The 17,790-nt window shown below is 65.4% G+C and carries 19 protein-coding genes and 1 tRNA gene; 2 read left to right on the top strand and 18 right to left on the bottom strand.

Going from position 1 to position 17,790, the window contains the following annotated elements; all coding sequences use genetic code 11:
* Nucleotides 1-26: 26 nt before the first annotated feature.
* Entirely contained in the window at nt 27-1,139 is a 1,113-nt protein-coding gene (locus tag ABB25_RS00850) for a site-specific integrase (protein WP_152980870.1), read from the top strand.
* Nucleotides 1,140-1,206: 67 nt separating this feature from the next.
* Here ABB25_RS00850 and ABB25_RS00845 read toward each other — a convergent pair.
* The 18 genes from ABB25_RS00845 to aspS all read right to left on the bottom strand — a co-directional run bounded on the left by ABB25_RS00845 (nt 1,207) and on the right by aspS (nt 16,581).
* Nucleotides 1,207-1,282, bottom strand: a tRNA-Lys gene (locus tag ABB25_RS00845).
* Nucleotides 1,283-1,327: 45 nt separating this feature from the next.
* Nucleotides 1,328-2,011 (bottom strand): 7-cyano-7-deazaguanine synthase QueC, encoded by a 684-nt coding sequence (gene queC / locus ABB25_RS00840; protein WP_057662322.1) that lies wholly within the window; start codon nt 2,009-2,011, stop codon nt 1,328-1,330.
* A 65-nt stretch (nt 2,012-2,076) separates the two neighbouring features.
* Nucleotides 2,077-2,769, bottom strand: coding sequence for a 7-carboxy-7-deazaguanine synthase QueE (gene queE, locus ABB25_RS00835; RefSeq protein ID WP_083488029.1), 693 nt, complete (start codon nt 2,767-2,769; stop codon nt 2,077-2,079).
* Between the two features lie 68 nt (nt 2,770-2,837).
* Nucleotides 2,838-3,638: a tol-pal system protein YbgF gene (gene ybgF, locus ABB25_RS00830; RefSeq protein WP_057662316.1), complete on the bottom strand. Its 801-nt coding sequence runs from the start codon at nt 3,636-3,638 to the stop codon at nt 2,838-2,840.
* A 3-nt stretch (nt 3,639-3,641) separates the two neighbouring features.
* Entirely contained in the window at nt 3,642-4,157 is a 516-nt protein-coding gene (pal, locus tag ABB25_RS00825) for a peptidoglycan-associated lipoprotein Pal (RefSeq protein WP_057662314.1), read from the bottom strand.
* 60 nt (nt 4,158-4,217) lie between these two features.
* The gene (gene tolB / locus ABB25_RS00820) at nt 4,218-5,531 is read right to left on the bottom strand and encodes a Tol-Pal system beta propeller repeat protein TolB (protein ID WP_057662311.1); all 1,314 of its coding nucleotides are present in this window, start codon (nt 5,529-5,531) and stop codon (nt 4,218-4,220) included.
* Between the two features lie 122 nt (nt 5,532-5,653).
* Nucleotides 5,654-6,718, bottom strand: coding sequence for a cell envelope integrity protein TolA (gene tolA / locus ABB25_RS00815; RefSeq protein WP_057662308.1), 1,065 nt, complete (start codon nt 6,716-6,718; stop codon nt 5,654-5,656).
* Nucleotides 6,708-7,154: an ExbD/TolR family protein gene (locus tag ABB25_RS00810; protein ID WP_057662306.1), complete on the bottom strand. Its 447-nt coding sequence runs from the start codon at nt 7,152-7,154 to the stop codon at nt 6,708-6,710. Before ABB25_RS00810 ends, tolA begins: the two co-directional genes overlap by 11 nt.
* Before the next feature lie 21 nt (nt 7,155-7,175).
* Complete coding sequence (tolQ, locus tag ABB25_RS00805; protein WP_057662303.1) at nt 7,176-7,952, bottom strand: protein TolQ; 777 nt, start codon at nt 7,950-7,952, stop codon at nt 7,176-7,178.
* Nucleotides 7,949-8,395 carry a tol-pal system-associated acyl-CoA thioesterase gene (gene ybgC, locus ABB25_RS00800; RefSeq protein ID WP_057662299.1) on the bottom strand — a complete coding sequence of 149 codons (447 nt, stop codon included), beginning with the start codon at nt 8,393-8,395 and terminating at the stop codon, nt 7,949-7,951. Before ybgC ends, tolQ begins: the two co-directional genes overlap by 4 nt.
* Nucleotides 8,382-9,431: a Holliday junction branch migration DNA helicase RuvB gene (gene ruvB / locus ABB25_RS00795; protein ID WP_057662296.1), complete on the bottom strand. Its 1,050-nt coding sequence runs from the start codon at nt 9,429-9,431 to the stop codon at nt 8,382-8,384. The genes ybgC and ruvB overlap by 14 nt, the downstream gene beginning before the upstream one ends.
* Before the next feature lie 42 nt (nt 9,432-9,473).
* Nucleotides 9,474-11,372 carry a potassium transporter Kup gene (locus ABB25_RS00790; protein WP_057662293.1) on the bottom strand — a complete coding sequence of 633 codons (1,899 nt, stop codon included), beginning with the start codon at nt 11,370-11,372 and terminating at the stop codon, nt 9,474-9,476.
* 45 nt (nt 11,373-11,417) lie between these two features.
* Nucleotides 11,418-12,017, bottom strand: a complete 600-nt coding sequence (gene ruvA, locus ABB25_RS00785) for a Holliday junction branch migration protein RuvA (RefSeq protein WP_057662290.1) — start codon at nt 12,015-12,017, stop codon at nt 11,418-11,420.
* A 10-nt stretch (nt 12,018-12,027) separates the two neighbouring features.
* Complete coding sequence (gene ruvC, locus ABB25_RS00780; protein WP_057662288.1) at nt 12,028-12,546, bottom strand: crossover junction endodeoxyribonuclease RuvC; 519 nt, start codon at nt 12,544-12,546, stop codon at nt 12,028-12,030.
* 45 nt (nt 12,547-12,591) lie between these two features.
* Nucleotides 12,592-13,323, bottom strand: coding sequence for a YebC/PmpR family DNA-binding transcriptional regulator (locus ABB25_RS00775; protein WP_057662285.1), 732 nt, complete (start codon nt 13,321-13,323; stop codon nt 12,592-12,594).
* 76 nt (nt 13,324-13,399) lie between these two features.
* Nucleotides 13,400-14,026: an esterase/lipase family protein gene (locus ABB25_RS00770; protein WP_057662281.1), complete on the bottom strand. Its 627-nt coding sequence runs from the start codon at nt 14,024-14,026 to the stop codon at nt 13,400-13,402.
* A gap of 58 nt (nt 14,027-14,084) precedes the next feature.
* A complete protein-coding gene (locus tag ABB25_RS00765; protein ID WP_057662278.1) occupies nt 14,085-14,603 on the bottom strand; it encodes a GNAT family N-acetyltransferase in 519 nt (172 codons plus the stop codon).
* A gap of 226 nt (nt 14,604-14,829) precedes the next feature.
* Nucleotides 14,830-16,581, bottom strand: coding sequence for an aspartate--tRNA ligase (gene aspS, locus ABB25_RS00760; RefSeq protein WP_057662275.1), 1,752 nt, complete (start codon nt 16,579-16,581; stop codon nt 14,830-14,832).
* Between the two features lie 408 nt (nt 16,582-16,989).
* Here aspS and ABB25_RS00755 point away from each other — a divergent pair, with 408 nt between their 5' ends.
* Nucleotides 16,990-17,718, top strand: coding sequence for a DUF3011 domain-containing protein (locus tag ABB25_RS00755; protein WP_057662272.1), 729 nt, complete (start codon nt 16,990-16,992; stop codon nt 17,716-17,718).
* Nucleotides 17,719-17,790 lie beyond the last annotated feature (72 nt).

The raw sequence follows: 17,790 nt of genomic DNA, 5'->3' as shown, positions 1-17,790 counted from the left end.
CCCGTCCACGCAAGCAGCAGCCCGGCATGCCCGAGCACATCGATGTCACCAAGCTGCCGACTGGCGTCTACTGGGACGCCAGCGGCCTTGGCCGGTGGTATGTGTTCGAAGAGGTGGCCGGCAGGAAGAAACGCAAAACCGTGGCCGGCCCGCAGGCGCGGCTTTCCGACCTGCACCAGATCGCGGACAGGCGAGCGCCAGACGGGCGTGGCACCGTTGCGTGGCTGTGCGCCCAGTACCAGGACAGCCCGAAGTTCAGGAATCTGGCCGATGGCACAAAGAAGGCGTACAGCTACGCCCGCGACGTACTCCTGGCACAGCGCACGGCATCGGGAGGCGCAGTTGGCGAGCTGGTGGCCGACAAGCTGCGCACGCACCACCTGCAGCGCCTGGTGGATCGGATCGAATCAGAAGGCACGCCGACGAAGGCCAACCAGGTCAAACGGTATGCGTCGATCGTGTTCCGCTGGGGCTTGAACCGTGGGCTGATTTCGGCAAACCCTGCCCAGGGCCTTGAGCAGGCCAAGGAGCGCCCGCGCCAGCGCCTGCCCACCACGGCCGCTTATGACCGGGTTCTGTCGCTCGCCAAGCAGGGCGGGCAACTGACTGCGCGTACCCCTGGCAGCGTCGCGCCCTACCTGTGGATCGTGATGGAGCTGGGCTATCTGTGCCGGCTGCGCGGCATCGAGACGCTAACCCTGACTGAGGCGGCGGCCACGGTCGATGGCCTGGTCACAAACCGGCGCAAGGGGTCGCGGGATAGTGTGGTGCTGTGGGATGAGAGGCTGCGGGCCGCGTGGGATGCGGCGCTGGCGCAGCGGGCGGCCATCGTCCAGGCCCGGCGGCTGCCGGTCGCGATGCGGCCAGAGGATCGCCGCGTATTCCTCGCCGAAGGTGGCGAACCGCTGACCAAGCACGGCCTTGACTCGGCCTGGCAGCGACTGATTCGGCGCGCGATTGCCGATGGCGTAATCACTGCAGACGAGCGTTTCAGCCTGCACGATTTGAAGCGCAAGGGCGGCACGGATGCGGCCGGCAACAAGGCCGAGCGGCAGGATGCGCTGGGCGTGTCCGATGCGATGATGAAGGTGTACGACAAATCAAAGCCGCGCGTAAAACCATCCGGCTCACAGCCCTGAATTACGGAGGCAATTACGGAGGCAAAGAAAAAGGCCACCCGAAGGCAGCCTAAGTCGTTGATGCGTATGGTGGGCCGTGATGGATTCGAACCATCGACCAAAAGATTAAAAGTCTTCTGCTCTACCGACTGAGCTAACGGCCCATGACACCCGGCCACAAAAGCCGAGCGCAAATTATACATCAACAATCACACCATGCGAAGCCCATCAACATAATGGGTCGGGTCGCTCAAGCCTGCCGCACGGAAACCTTCGGCGCGCAGCTCACAGGCATCGCACTGCCCGCAGGCCCTGCCCCGGGCATCGGCGCGGTAACAGGAAACGGTCAGGCCAAAATCCACGCCCAGACGTGTACCTTCGGCAGCAATCTGCGCCTTGCTCAGGTGCTGCAGCGGTGCATGGATGGTAATGCCCGCGCCTTCGACCCCGGCCTTGGTCGCCAGGTTGGCCAGATGCTGGAAAGCGGCGATGAACTCGGGCCGGCAGTCCGGGTAACCGGAGTAATCCACGGCATTGACGCCACAGAAGATGTCCGCAGCACCGAGCACCTCGGCCCAGCCCAGCGCCAAGGACAGCATGATGGTGTTGCGCGCCGGCACGTAGGTCACCGGAATTCCCTCACCGCCGGCAGCCGGCACCTCGATGTCGGCGGTCAACGCCGAGCCACCAATGGCGCGCAGGTCGACATCCACTACCTTGTGCTCGGCCACACCCAAGGCAGCGGCCACTCGCATGGCCGCATCCAGCTCGGAGGTGTGGCGCTGGCCGTAACGAACGCTCAGCGCATGCACTGCAAAGCCCTGCTCGTGGGCCATGGCCACCACCGCGGCCGAGTCCATGCCACCGGAAAGGAGCACGACGGCTTTGTTCATGGGAATCTCCATTGGAAAGGAAGGCCAGCGCGCTGTCCCACGCCGACGACAAAACAAAGGACGGCTCAGCGCCCGGGCTCGTCGTTCCACAGCAGCTTGTGCAGCTGCAGCTGGAAACGTACAGGCAGGCGGTCGGCAACGATCCAGTCGGCCAGCTCACGCGCCGACACCTGGTCCTTGCTCGGCGAGAAAAATACCATGGTGCGCTGGTGCAGTTTCTGCTCCAGCACCCTCTGCCGCGCCCACTCAAAATCAGCGCGCGAGCAGATCACGAACTTCAGCTGGTCGTGCGCGGTCAGCAGCGCCAGGTTCGCTTCACGGTTGCGAGCCACTTCACCGGAGTCCGGCGTCTTGATGTCGATAACCCGGCTCACGCGCGGATCCACCGCCGACACATCCAGCGCGCCGGAAGTTTCCAGCGACACCGACAGCCCGGCATCACACAGCTTGCCCAGCAGGGCCAGGCAACGCTTCTGTGCCAGCGGCTCGCCACCGGTGACACAGACATGCCCGACCCCATAGCCGAGCACTTCGGCGACGATGTCATCGATATCGCGCCACTGGCCACCATGAAAGGCATAGCTGGTGTCACAGTAAGTGCAACGCAACGGGCAGCCGGTCAGACGGACAAACACCGTCGGCCAGCCAATGCTGTCGGCCTCGCCTTGCAGCGAGAGGAATATCTCGGTGATCTTCAATCGCGGCAACGGCGATTGTTCGATATGACTGGGCAGGGCGACGGCATCGACCGGATTCATGGGGTACATCCTGATAAACGAACAGGCCGGCACAGTGGCCGGCCCTGTAAAACGGGACATTGCAAGGCTCAGCGCAGCGTGTGCTGGCCCAACTGCAAGGAACGCAAACGCTCACGCGCGATGCCTGCGGCATCACTGCCCGGGTAACGCTGCCCGACCTGCTGCAAGGTCTGCTCGGCGGCCACCCGGTCACCTGCAGCCTGCAGCGACAGGCCAACCTTGAGCAGCGCGCCGGCCGCCTTGTCATGCGTCGGGTACTGGCTCAGCAGGTGCTCGAACTGCTGCCGCGCCTGGACATACTGCCCGGCGGCATAGTGACTCTCGCCCAGCCAATACAGCGCATTGGGCGCATAGACACCGGCCGGATAAAGCTCCAGGAAACTCAGAAAATACTGGGTCGCATCGGCATAGCGACCGGCCTTCAGGGCATCAAAGGCAACATTGTAGGAGGTGCGCTCATCCTGGGTGGCCGCCAGTGCACCGGCATCACCACGCACCGTCGGCGCACGCTCGGCCACTACGGCCGGGGGTGCAGTGGCGGCAGCCGCTGCTGTCGGAGCCGCTGCGGATACAGGGTTGCCAGCGCCTTCAATGCGCTCCAGGCGGCCATCCAGGTCCAGGAACTGGGCCCGGTTGAGCTGCTTGAGCTGCTCGTTTTCATGCTGCAACTGCTCGATCGCCGATTGCATCTCGGTCAACTGCGAACGCAATTGCTGCAGCTGGTTGAGCATATCGGTATTGGCCTGGCTATTGAGCACATGCTGCTCAAGGCTGGCCACACGATCAGCCAGCGAGGCCCGTTGGGCCTGCGCCGGTGCAGCGGCCATGAAGGCCGCTGCGAGCATCAGCGAAATGATCCGCTGCTTCATCGCTTACTTGGCGGTGTAAACGATTTCGACGCGACGGTTCTGCGCCCAGCAGGCTTCGCCCGAATCGGTGCAGACCGGACGCTCTTCGCCGTAGGAAACCACGGTCAGCTGCGAAGCGGCGCCACCGTTGGCCTGCAGGGCCGAGTTGACGGCATTGCCGCGGCGCTCACCCAGGCCCTGGTTGTAGGCGCGCGAACCGCGCTCGTCGGCATGGCCTTCCAGGGTGATGCGCGAGGACGGACGGTCACGCAGGTACTTGGCATGGCAGCCCATGATGGCCTGGAATTCCGGCTTCAGCGCTTCCTGGTCCAGGTCGAAGTAGACAACGCGCTGGCGCAGGCAGGCATCGCTGTCCAGATCGTTCGGGCCATAACCGGTAGCAACCGGAGCCGGGGTCGGAGCAGCCGGGGTCGGAGCCGGAGCAGCCGGTGCCGGTTCTTCCTTGACCTTCTTCGAGCAGCCCGCAAGGACGGCAACAGACAACAGCGAAACAAGCAGAACGCGAGTGGACTTGTTCATGGTTAACCTCAGGCTCCTGGCCAGTGGGATGGGTGATAAGGAAAAAATATTAACACTTATTTAGCGCTGATTCCGGTAGGGAGACCATGCCGGCTCACGCACATCACCGTCGGCAAGGACCAACCGCTGCCGGACGCGCCCGTCGGCAGAAACGGCATACAGCACGCCACGGCGCCCCTCACGGGCGGCGTACAGCAGCATGCTGGCATTGGGGGCAAAACTGGGTGATTCATCCAGCGAGCCGGGCGAGAGCGTGCTCCAGCGCGCGCTGCCCAGGCTGCGGTCCATCACGGCAATACGGTAGGTATTGCCACTGCCCTGTGCCACGGCAATCTTCTTGTCATCAAAGGAGATCGAGGCGGTGGCGTTGTAATTGCCCTGGTAGGTCACCCGGGTGGCAGTGCCACCGGTGACGGGCACCTGGTAGATCTGCGGGCGACCACCACGGTCGGAGGTGAAGTAGATCGTGCTGCCATCGGCACTGAAACGCGGCTCGGTATCGATCGAGAAATGGTTGGTCAGCTGGGTCAGGCCCTTGCTGGCCAGGTCCATGACATAGATTTCCGGGTTGCCCGAACGCGACAGGGAGACGGCCAGCTTGCTGCCATCCGGGGAGAACGACGGCGAAGCATTCACCCCGCGGAAGGTGGTCACCGGCTCACGCGCACCGGTAGCGATATCCTGGATGTAGATGGCCGAATTGCCGCGCTCGAAGCTGACATAGGCCAGCTTGCGGCCATCCGGGCTCCACGAGGGCGACAGCAGCGGCTCGGCCGAACGCACGATGGTCTGCGGGTTGTAACCGTCAGAATCGGCCACCATCAGCGCATAGCGCATTGCATTGCCGCTGCCGGTGGCAGTGACGTAGGCAATCCGGGTCCAGAACGCACCGCGCACCCCGGTGATCTTTTCATAGATCGCATCGGCCATCTGGTGGGCGACATCACGCATCGCATTGCTGCGCGCGGTCATCGCCAGGCCCAGCAGGCGCTCAGCACGGGCAACGTCATACAGCTCATATTCGACCCGGTAGGCACCGGCGCCGGCATCGAGCACGCGACCGATGACCAGATAGTCCTGCTTCAGTGCACGCCAAGTGGCGTAATTGACCTCGCTGCCACGTACCGGCCGCTCGATGAGCTGGGCTTCGGGCAGGGTGCGGAATTGACCGGAACGGTCCAGGTCGGCACGCACGACCGCAGCGACATCGGTCGATGGCGGGTTGGCGCCTTCATAAGGCATCGGTACCACGGTGATCGGCAACGCCGAAGCGTTGCCGCCGACGATATCGATCTCCAGCCCTCGCTGCTGCGCCATCGCAACAAAGGGCAGCAGCAGCAAAGTAACAACAGCAAGCCAGCGGGGCATTTTCATTTTCAACACTCGATCCGCTCTCGGGGAGCCAGAAGGCATAACAGGGGATGGATTAACCGCCGCGCAATCATGAACCAAGCGAGGTGAAGTTGCAGCATCAACGCCCTCCATGACCGATGCGATCAGCGGTCCTTTGCCTCGAAGTTGAAATTCAACGTGCGCTGGAAAACCGATTCAAAACCACGATACGGCAATGGCTGGGCACGCAGGATCGCCGCCTCGACCGAACGCCGGCCGGCCTCGTCATAGGGGCAGCCACTGGTGAAGGTGACACCACCCTCCGGCACTTCACCGCCGGGCAACTGACGGATGGTCAAGCGGCAACGCTGGCCGACCGGGATGCTGTCCGGACGTATCCATTGGTTGAGCACGGCCTGCTGTACGGCCGCAACATACTTGGCGGTCAGATCCTCACTGCTGCCACCGGCGCCAGCGCGCGGCGTGCTGGGTGCAGTGGCGGCGGCATTGCTCGATGCCGTCTGCGCCCGTGCCTCGGCCAGCTGGCGCAGCCGGGCCTCGGCGGCCTGGGCTTCACGCTGCGCGCGTTCGCGCTGACGGCGGATTTCGGCCAGGCGCTGCTCACGCTGCGCCTGTTCAGCGGCCTGGCGGCGCTCCTCGGCCAGCTTCTTCTCACGCTCTTCAGCCTGCTGGGCAGCGAGTCGCCGGCGCTGTTCGGCCTCCTCCACGCGCTTGCGCTCGGTCAGGTCGATCTGTTCCTGGCGGCGCTTGGCTTCCTGCTCCTGCCTGGCCTTCTGCTCGGCGATGGCCAGGGCGCTGACCCGCTCCTGCTCCACCGTATCCGGCTGGGCAACCCGCTCCTGGGCGTTGTGCTGCATCGGCGTGGCCGCATCCATCGGCCGCGGCTCGGGCTCCGGCTGCGGTGGTGGCACCGTGTCCTCCGGGGCCGGCTCCGGCAACGGGGTCGGCTCCGGCGCCGGTTCGGGCAAGGCCTCCAGTTTCTCCGAGGCCGACAAGGCCCGGCGCACGGCGCTGGCTTCGGCCGCGCTCACCTCCAGGCTGGCCTGCAGCGGATCACCGGCAGCCGGCTCGACCGTGCGCTGCGGCGACCACCACCAGGCCAGCACAAACACCAGCAGCAGCAACAGGTGCACGCCAATGGCCAGGGCCAGATCGCGTGCCAGCGAAGGCTGTGGCGGACTCGGCAACGGGGGCAGATCAGCGTGCATTGCTACCCAATTCGGTTACCAGGCTGACCTTTTCCACCTTGGCGCGCGTGAGCGCATCCATCGCCACTACAAGCTTTTGATACGGCACCTGAGCATCGGCCCCCAAAAATACGCGCAACTGCTTATCCTGGGCCACCATCGCTGCCAGCCGCGCCTCCAGCTCCGCCGGCTCCATCGCCTGGACAGTAGATTTTGGAAGCTGTAAACCCAGCTGGCCATCACTGCGCACGGTCACGATCACCGGGTCGCTTTTGGCCTCCAAAGCCTTGGCCGCAGACTGCGGCAACTGGATATCGGCAGTCACCGACAGATTGAGCAGCGGCGTGGTGACCATGAAAATGATCAGCAACACCAGCATCACGTCGATATACGGCACGACGTTGATCTCACTTTTAAGCTTGCGGCGCTTGCGCCGGTTGAACACCGAGACGGTCATGGGCTGTGCTCCGGTGCAGGATCAATCTTCGCTGGCCGACTGGCGCTGCAGGATCGAGCTGAACTCTTCGGCGAAGGTTTCATAACGCACCGACAGCCGTTCCAGACGGGTGGTGAAGCGGTTGTAAGCCCACGAGGCCGGAATGGCCACGAACAGGCCGATCGCGGTGGCGAACAACGCTTCGGAAATACCCGGCGCGACCGCGGCAATACCCGCCGACTCACCGCTGTTGACCATGTCATGCATGGTCACCATGATCCCGAACACGGTGCCGACCAGGCCGACATACGGCGCGGTGGAGCCGATGTTGGCCAGGGTTTCCAGGTTGCGCTCCAGCACATCGACCTCGCGGGTGTAGCTGGTGCGCATCGCCCGCTGCGCCCCTTCCAGCTGTGCACGCGCATCCAGCCGGCCGCGGCCACGCAGGCGGGTGTATTCGCGATAGCCAGCCTCGAAAATCGCTTCCAGGCCTTCCACCGCGCGATTGCGATCGCTGGCCGCACTGTACAGCTTGCCCAGATCGGCGCCGGACCAGAAACGGTTTTCGAACTCGTCGGCGGCCTGGTTGGCCAGCTTCAGGGCACGCTGCTTGCGGAAGATGATCACCCAGCTCATCAGCGAACCGATCAGCAGCAGCAGCACGATCAGCTGCACCGGCAGGCTGGCCTTGGCCATCAGGGACAGATAGTTGATGCCCTGGTGGCCAGGGCCGGTGGCGGCCTCGGCGGCCAGTCCAACCGCCTCCTCAGGCAGTGCTTGCACCACGGTTGCCGGCAGTGCCAGAAGCGTTGCGATCATCCCTTGTTCCTCGGTAATTCGGTTTGGACTTGTAAAGATTCAAAAACGGCAAGCATCCCGGCGTTGATCGGCTGCGGCCGGAAATCCTCCGCCCCGACCGCCGCCAGGCGCACCTGGGCAGTGGCCAGCAACTGGCCATCGCGGTGCACCTGCTGGGCCATCAGCAGACTGGCGCGACGGCACTGGGTCAGGCTCACGCTGACCTGCAGCAGGTCATCCAGATGCGCCGGCTTGTGGAAATCCAGGCTCATCGCGCGCACGACGAACACCTGCCCGCCGCCGCGACGCATCGCTTCCTGGCCCCACCCCAGCGCACGCATCCACTCGCTGCGCGCCCGCTCCATGAAGGCCACGTAGCGCGCGTGGTAGACCACACCACCGGCGTCGGTATCTTCCCAGTAAACCCGGGCCTGCCAGATGAATGGTTGCTCAATCATGGTCATCACCCTCGACGCTGGCCGAAAACAGGTCAATCGGTGGATTGCGCGGTTTCAGTCCCAGGTGCCGCCATGCCTTCTGGGTGGCCATCCGCCCGCGGGCGGTACGCACCAGGAAACCCTGCTGGATCAGGAACGGCTCGACCACGTCCTCCAGCGTGCCACGCTCCTCCGACAGCGCGGCGGCCATCGATTCAACCCCGACCGGACCTCCCTCGAAGTAGTCGATCAGGATGTGCAGCACGCGGCGGTCGAGCTCGTCAAAGCCTTCCGGGTCGACCTTGAGCATGGCCATCGCCGCCTGCGCCACGCTGCCGTCGATCCGCCCATCGGCCTTGACCTGGGCATAGTCACGCACCCGCCGCAGCAGCCGGTTGGCGATACGCGGCGTACCACGCGAACGCCGCGCGATTTCCGCTGCGCCGTCAAGGTCGCAGGCGATGCCCAGGATCTGCGCAGAGCGGCTGACGATGCGGGTCAGCTCCTCGGCCGAATAGAACTCCAGCCGCTGCACGATGCCGAAGCGGTCGCGCAACGGTGCGGTCAGCAGGCCGGCACGGGTGGTGGCGCCGATCAGGGTAAACGGCGGCAGGTCGATCTTGATCGAACGCGCGGCCGGGCCTTCGCCGATCATGATGTCGATCTGGAAATCTTCCATCGCCGGGTAGAGGACTTCCTCCACCACCGGCGACAGACGATGGATTTCATCGATGAACAGCACGTCATGTGGCTGCAGGTTGGTCAGCAGCGCGGCCAGATCGCCGGCCTTCTCGATCACCGGGCCGGAAGTCATCCGCAGCGCCACGCCCAGCTCGTTGGCAACCACCTGGCTCAGCGTGGTCTTGCCCAGCCCCGGCGGGCCGAAGATCAGCACATGATCCAGCGCATCACCGCGGTGCTTGGCGGCCTGGATGTAGATGTCCATCTGCTCGCGCACCGGCTGCTGGCCAAGGTACTCATGCAGGTGTCTGGGGCGGATGCTGGCGTCGGCGGCCTCGTCTTCGCGGGTGGCGCCGGCGCCTATGATGCGGTGCTCTGTCATGCCGCCATTATGCGCCGAGCGCCCTGCCTGCGGTGGCCAGCATCAGATTTCCACCTGCGCGCCGAGCTCGACCAGACGGTTGCCGGGGATACGGAAAAAGCCCGATGCCGGCGCCGCATTGCGGTGCATGAAGGCAAACAGTTTGTCCCGCCACAGCGGCATGCCCTTCTTGGCACTGGCCACGATCGTCTCGCGGCTGGCGAAATAGGTCGTGTCCATGGCGTCAAAGTGGATATGCCCGGCAAGACAGAACTGCTCCAGCGCCATCGGCACGTCCGGGGTTTCCATGAAGCCAAAGCGCAGGGTCAGGGCATGGAAACCATCGCCCAGGGTGGTAACGCTGACCCGCGCGTTGGCGGCGGCATACGGCACCTGCAGCACCTGCACGGTCAGGAACACATTGCGCTCGTGCAGCACCTTGTTGTGCTTGAGGTTGTGCAGCATCGCCTGCGGGGTGGTGTTCAGGTCGGTGGTCAGGAAGATCGCCGTGCCGGGCACGCGCACCGGCGGCGAGATCATCAGCGCCGGGATGAAGGTGGCCACCGGCAGGCCGTCGCGTGCCATTTCCTCGGCCAGCAGCTCGCGGCCACGGCGCCAGGTCCGCATCAGGGTGAACAGCACCACCCCCAGCACCACCGGGAACCACGCGCCCTGGGCCAGCTTGGCCCCGTTGGCGATGACGAAGGCCAGGTCGATCAGGAAGAACGGCACGCACAGTGGCAGGATCCACCTGCGCCAGGCCGGCCACAGCGCGCGTGCCACCAGCGCGAACAGCAGGGTGTCGATCAGCATCGTCGCCGACACCGAGATGCCATAGGCCACGGCCAGGTTGGACGAAGAACGGAATACCAGCACCAGGCCGATCACCAGCGTGGCCAGCCCCCAGTTGATGCCGGGCACGTAGATCTGGCCGATGGTGTCGCTTGAGGTGTGCTTGATCCGCATCCGCGGGATGTAGCCCAGCTGCATCGCCTGGCGCGATACCGAGAACGCGCCGGTGATCACCGACTGGCTGGCAATCACCGCCGCCATGGTAGCCAGGATGATCATCGGATACAGCGCCCAGCCCGGCACCGACTGATAGAAAGGGTTGGCCACTGCCTCCGGATGAGCCAGCACCAACGCCCCCTGGCCAAGATAGTTGAGCAGCAGGCAGGGCAGCACGAAGAAATACCAGGCATGGCGGATTGGCGGCGCACCGAAGTGGCCCATGTCCGCATACAGGGCCTCGCCACCGGTGACCGCCAGCACCACCGCGCCGAGGATGAAAATGCCCTGCCACTGGTGCTCGGCAAAGAACTTCACCGCCCACCACGGATTGAAGGCCTTGAGCACTTCCGGCTCGGCAATGATGTTCCACAGGCCGATGGCCGCCAGCGACAGGAACCAGACCGTGGTGATCGGCCCGAACACACGCCCGACCTTCTCGGTACCAAAGCGCTGGGCGGCAAACACGCCCAGCAATACGGCGATGGTGATCGGCAGCACGAAGGGCTTGAGTCCGGGCGCGGCCACTTCCAGTCCCTCGACCGCACCGAGTACCGAAATGGCCGGCGTGATCACCCCGTCACCGAAGAACAGCGAGGCACCGAAGATCCCCAGGATGCCGACCACATAGGCACTGCGCGAGCCATTGCGCAGGCTGCGCTGGGCCAGGGTCATCAACGCCATGATGCCGCCCTCGCCGTCGTTGTCGGCGCGCATGATCACGGTCACGTACTTGAGCGTGACCACCAGCATCAACGACCAGAATGCCAGCGAGAGCACGCCCAGGACGGTGTCATGGTCGCTGCTCAGGCCGTAGTGCCCGGAAAAGGCCTCCTTCAGCGTATACAGCGGGCTGGTGCCGATATCGCCGAAAACCACGCCGATGGCAGCGATGATCAACGGCAGCCCGGCCTTGTTCGGGCCATGCGCAGCAGAGGGTGCGGGTGTCGACATGCTGCCGAGCCTATGCAAGGAAAAGTTAAAAAAAAGACAGTGCGCTCAGCGCAATGCCGACTGCAATGCCTTGCGGATCACCACCGCCACATCATCCCCCTCCAGCGCCGCCTCGCGCGCCATCCGGGACGCCTCGGCCGGCTTGTAGCCCAGCTGCTGCAGCGCGACCACGGCCTCGGCGACCGGATCCTGCCCCGGGGCTGCGGCCAGCACCGGGCCACCGCCACCGCCGGTACCGACAAAGTTGCCGGCCTTGTCACGCAGTTCCAGCACCATGCGCTCGGCGGTCTTCTTGCCGATGCCCGGGATCCGGGTCAGCGCGGTGACATCGCCATGGCTGATCAGCTGGCCAAACGCCTCCACGCTGACCCCGGACAGTACCGCCAGCGCGATCCTGGCGCCGATGCCTGAGACCTTCTGCACGTCACGGAACAGCCGGCGCTCGTTCTCGCGCAGGAAGCCGTACAGGTTGACGCTGTCCTCCTTCTGCGCGTAATGGGTATACAGGGTGACCTCACGGCCGACCTCGGGCAGGTCGTAGAAGGTGCTCATCGGCGCCTCCAGCTCGTAGCCGACGCCACCGACATCCACCATCAACCACGGTGGTGCCTTGTAGACAATCACCCCGCGCAGCCGTCCGATCATCGTGCTCTCCTTACTTGCGCCAAGCCTGGCGCGTGTTCACACCCAGTCGCTGCGCGGTGGCGCGGACATGGGCATGGGTAATGGCCACCGCCAGCGCATCGGCGGCGTCGGCCTGGAGCTTGCCGGGCAGGCCCAGCATCAGCCCCACCATATGTTGCACCTGGGTCTTTTCGGCGCCACCACGTCCCACCAGCGCCAACTTGATCTCTGTCGGTGCGTATTCGGCCACAGGCAGGTCATGCAATACCAGTGCGGAAATCGCCGCTCCCCGCGCCTGGCCCAGCTTGAGCGCCGAATCGGCATTCTTGGCCATGAATATCTTCTCGATGGCCACCTCATCCGGGCGGTACTGCTCGACCAGCTCGCGCAGGCCCAGCACCAGGGTCTTCAGGCGCTGCGGGAAATCGTCGGCGCCAAGCAGCACCAACGGGCCGTGCCAGACCGGGGTGACCCGTCCGTCGGCTGCCACGTCGATGATGCCCACGCCAGTGCGCTGGGAGCCGGGGTCGATGCCGATGATACGGGTCATGTGCAATGGACGCGGGCCGGCATCTGCACCAGCCCGCCGTCACCCTCAGCCGTACAGGTTCTGGTCCAGCTCGGCATTGGAATAGACGTTCTGCACGTCATCCAGGTCCTCGAGCATGTCCAGCATCTTCTTGACCTGGGCGCCGGTCTCGCCCTCGACCTTGATGTCGTTGTCGGCGCGGAAGGTCACTTCGGCGTGGTCGGCCACGAAGCCGGCCGCGGCCAGGGCGTCCTTGACGTCGGTGAAGGCTTCCGGGGCGGTGACCACGTCGATCGAACCGTCATCGGGGTAGACCACGATGTCATCGGCGCCGGCCTCGATGGCAGCTTCGGTGATGGCATCCTCGTCGGCGCCCGGGGCGAAGGTGATCACCCCCAGCTTCCTGAACATGAAGGCCACCGAGCCTTCGGTGCCCATGTTGCCGCCGCACTTGTTGAAGGCATGGCGCACGTCAGCCACGGTGCGCACGCGGTTGTCGGTCAGGCAGTCAACAATCACCGCCACACCGCCCGGGGCATAGCCCTCGTAGCGCACGTTCTCGTACTCGACGCCTTCCAGCTCGCCGGTGGCCTTCTTGATCGCACGCTCGATCACGTCCTTGGACATGTTGGCCGACAGGCCCTTGTCCATGGCCGTACGCAGCGCCGGGTTGTTGTTGGGGTCCCCACCACCACCGCGTGCGGCCACGCTGATCTCACGAATGATCTTGGTGAAAATCTTGCCGCGCTTCGCGTCGGACGCGTTCTTGCGGGCTTCGATGGAGGGACCACGACCCATGGGGATTTCCGTACGTTTGACAGGAACAGGAGCGCGGATTCTACCCGATCGCCATCAATACGGCCCGGATACGACCTCAGCCCGGGGCAACTCCGGGTACAAAGCATCCGTTGCGCAGGAAATGCACGACCTGCCCGGCTGCCTGCCGGTTGAACGGCAGCCCGGTATGGGTGGCGGGCACCACACAGTGGTCGGCCAGCCCCGGCCAGTGCGTCTCGGCCAGGCCGACGGTCCCGTCCGAATCCCGGCCCTGGGCACCCAGCAGGCGGCCCAGGCCGAGCGGCCGGTTGCCGGCGACCTGGCCGATCCGGACTGCGCCGGTGCCGCGCTGCTGCGCCTGGCCCAGCAGCTGTCCGCTGCGGCCCAGCAGCCGGCCAAGGCGCAGCTGGCACAGCTGGCGCGCGGTCTGGCTGCCGGACAAGGGCGTGCCCAGACAGACCAGGGTAGTGACCGGCAACCCCGGATGCTGCTGCAGGGCCTGCAGCGCGATCAACCCGCCAAGGCTGTAGCCGACCAGACCGGTAACCGCCTGCGCCTGAATGCTTGCCGCCAGGGCGGGCACCGCCGCTCCAGGTCCGCCCAGGATGCTGTCATAGCCAAAGCTGTGCGCATCGATCCCGGCCCGACGCAGACGCCAGACCAGCGGCAGCATCCAGCTACGGGTATTCCAGATGCCATGCAGCACCAGCACGCGCCCACTCATGCCGGCCCGCCTGGCAGCTGCGGATCGACAGGCAACGCGCCGGCCTGCCCTGCCGCAGTCACGGTGCGCCCTGCGCCGGGCGACGCAGGATGTATTCCAGGTCACGCGCCTGTCCGACCGGAAACTCGTACTGCCCCACCCGCTCAAAGCCATAACGGGCATAGAAGCGCTGTGCGCCCAGGTTCTCCGACCACACCCCCAGCCACTGGCGCGCGGTGCGTGCGCTCAGCCAGGCCATGGCCTGATCCATCAACGCCCTGCCCCAACCGGCATTGTGGTGGGCGGCCAGCACATACAGGCGCTTGATCTCGCCATCGGCCGGATCGGCCTGCGGGTGTGGCAGGCCGCAGGGGCCGACAAACACGAAACCGGCCGGCTCACCGTCCAGTTCGAGGATCCAGGCCGCGTAATCGCCGCTTTCCAGCTGCGTCCGCTGCAGGTCCTGCGGGTAGGCGACGGCCAGGTAGGCGGCCAGATCCTCCGGCCGGTAAAGGTGGCCGAAGGTTTCCACAAACGTACGCGTGGACAACTCACACAGCAGCGCGGCATCGGCGGGGGTGGCTTGGCGGATGGGCATGGGGCGAGAACGAGGAACGAGGAACGAGGAGAGAGGAGTGAGAAACGAGAGGAGGCAAACGGCTGGACAACGGCGACAGCAACGGCGACAGCAACGGCGACAGCAACGGCGACAGCAACGGCGACAGCATGGGCCGGGGGCGGGAATACGACAAGGGCGGGTCCGTTGCCGGTCCCCGCCCCTGCAGTGCAGCACAGCCGATGGGTTGCCCCACCCTGCCGGCGGCTTACTTCTTCGGTTCGCGCACCTGCACGTGCACCTCGGCCAGCTGCACATCGGCAATCGGCGAGGGCGCATCGGTCATCAGGCACTGGGCGCCGGTGGTCTTCGGGAACGGGATCACGTCACGGATGGACTCGGTTCCGGCCATCAGCGCGGCAATGCGGTCGATACCGAAGGCGATGCCACCGTGCGGCGGGGCGCCGTAGTTCAGGGCGTCGAGCAGGAAGCCGAACTTGGCGCGAGCTTCTTCGGCACCGATGCCCAGCAGCTCGAACACCGCGCTCTGCATGTCCGGACGGTGGATACGGATCGAACCACCGCCGATCTCGTTGCCGTTGAGCACCATGTCGTAACCGCGCGAGACGGCGGTACGGGCATTGGCGCGCAGGTCCTCGATCGAATCCACCGCCGGCGCGGTGAAGGGATGATGCAGGGCGACATAGCGCTGTTCTTCTTCGTCCCATTCGAACATCGGGAAGTCGGTCACCCACAGCGGACGCCAGCCGTCAGCGACCAGGCCGAAGTCGCGGCCGGCCTTCAGGCGCAGCGCGCCCATGAAGTCGGAGACCTTGTTGTAGGCACCGGCGCCGAAGAACACGATGTCGCCATTGGCCGCGCCAGTGGCAGCGACCAGCGCCGCGAAGGCAGCCTCATCGAAGAACTTGGCGATCGGCGAGGAGACCGCGCCGGCCTCGTCGATCTTGATGTAGGCCAGGCCCTTGGCGCCGTACTTGGCGGCGTGGGCGGCATATTCGTCGATCTGCTTGCGCGACAGGGTGGCGCCACCCGGAATGCGCAGCGCGGCGACGCGGCCGAATGCGTCATTGGCAGCGGTAGAGAACACGGCAAAACCGCAGTCCTTGACCAGCTCGGCCACGTCCACCAGCTCCAGATCGATGCGCAGGTCCGGCTTGTCCGAACCATAGCGGCGCATTGCCTCGGCCCAGGTCATGCGCGGGAACTCAGCGGCCAGCTGTACATCCACCACTTCGGCGAAGATCGAGCGGATCATCTCTTCAACGAAGTCCTGGATGTCGCGCTCGCGGACGAAGGCGAACTCCATGTCCAGCTGGGTGAACTCCAGCTGGCGGTCGGCGCGCAGGGCCTCGTCGCGGAAGCAACGCGCGATCTGGTAGTAGCGGTCGAAGCCGGCCACCATCAGGATCTGCTTGAACAGCTGCGGGCTCTGCGGCAGGGCGTAGAACTCGCCCGGGTGCATGCGCGCCGGCACCAGGAAGTCGCGTGCGCCTTCCGGGGTGGCCTTGGTCAGGATCGGGGTCTCGATGTCCTGGAAGCCACGTGCATCCAGATGGCGGCGCAGCGCCTGCACCAGCTTGATGCGGGTGCGCTGCATGCGCTGCATTTCCGGCCGGCGCAGGTCCAGGTAGCGGTACTTCAGGCGGGTGTCCTCGCCCGGGTTCTCGTGGGCGTGGAACGGCAGCGGCGCGGCCTTGTTGAGCAGGGTGATCTTCGAGGCAATGACCTCGACCTTGCCGGTGGCGATCTTGTCATTGACCGCATGGCGGGCACGCACCACACCCTCGACCTGGATCACATCCTCATAGCCCAGGGAGGCAGCCACGGCAAACACCTCGGCATTGTCGATCTCGACAGTGACCTGGACGATGCCTTCGTGGTCACGCAGGTCGATGAAGCAGACGCCACCCTGGTTGCGGGCCACGTCGGTCCAGCCAGCAAGGGTCACGGTTTGGCCGATCAGGGTCTCATCGACCAGGCCGCAAAAATGGGTACGCATGGAAAACTCCGCAGGGGGCCGGCCATGGAGCGGGCCGGAAACGCCCTATTTTGGGCCTGCGATGCAAACGGAGCAAATAGGGGCTGATCGACCCGTTGCGGCCAGCCCTGGCCATGGTGGCAGCGGAGGCAACTTCCCCCCTGCACGCCGCGGCCGCAGTGTCGATCCGCGTCGCGCGCGCTACTGACGGCACAAACGCCCTGCTGCGCGCCGGGGGAACGCACGCCCGCTGGCGCCGGCCCGGACCGGGGAACCAGCCAGGCGCCGCGCCGCTGTGCCCGGATGTTGGCCCACCACCGTTGCGGTCACCGCGCCAGGACAGGCGCTGTGCCAGGGTCCGACCCGAGTCAGATCCGCTTAAGACAGGCTCTGGCTATAGTCCGCTTACAAACTGAATAGGTGACCGCCATGTTCCGACTGCTGACCGCCCTTTCCCTGGCTGCCCTGCCGGCGCTGCTGCTGTCCAGCGGGTCGGCGCAGGCCCAACCGGCAGCAGCCGGCTGGCAGGAGCAGACCATCCGCTGCGAAAGCAACGACAACCGTCAGCGCCAGTGCACCACCGGCTGGCGCAGTGCCCAGCTGGTACGCCAGCTTTCCCGTACCAACTGCGTGGAAGGACAGAACTGGGGCAGCCGCAACGGCCTGGTCTGGGTCAGCAACGGCTGCCGGGCAGAGTTTGCCGCCAGTGGTCGCTGGCAGGGCAATGGCGGCAACGTCTCCAGCGCCGGCAACAACGGGGTGGTCCGCTGCGAAAGCAAGGACAACCGCCGCGCCACCTGCCACACCGGCTGGCGCAGTGCCACGCTGACCCGGCAGCTGTCGCGCAACCAGTGCGTGCAGGGCCAGAGCTGGGGCGTGCGCAATGGCGCGATCTGGGTCGACCGCGGCTGTCGCGCCGAATTTGTCGCCAGCCGTGGCGGCCAACGCCCGGGCAACAGCGGCCAGAACAACTACTCGGTGACCTGCTCCAGTGATGACAACCGCACCCGCACCTGCAACTGGGAGCGACGCGCCGGGCGTCCGCTGCTGGTGGAGCAGCTTTCGCGTACCCGCTGCGTGGAGAACCGCAACTGGGGCTGGAACGGCGACACCCTCTGGGTCAGCCAGGGCTGCCGCGCACGCTTTGCCAGCCGCTGAGCGGTACGCAGCGCAGACAACAAGGGCGCCGGAAGGGCGCCCTTGTTGTGTCACGGATTGAACATCAGGCAG

Source organism: Stenotrophomonas koreensis, from assembly GCF_001431525.1.
Taxonomy (GTDB): Bacteria; Pseudomonadota; Gammaproteobacteria; order Xanthomonadales; family Xanthomonadaceae; genus Stenotrophomonas; species Stenotrophomonas koreensis.
Note: the sequence above shows the minus strand (reverse complement) of the source record. Positions and strands in the feature narration are given on the sequence as shown.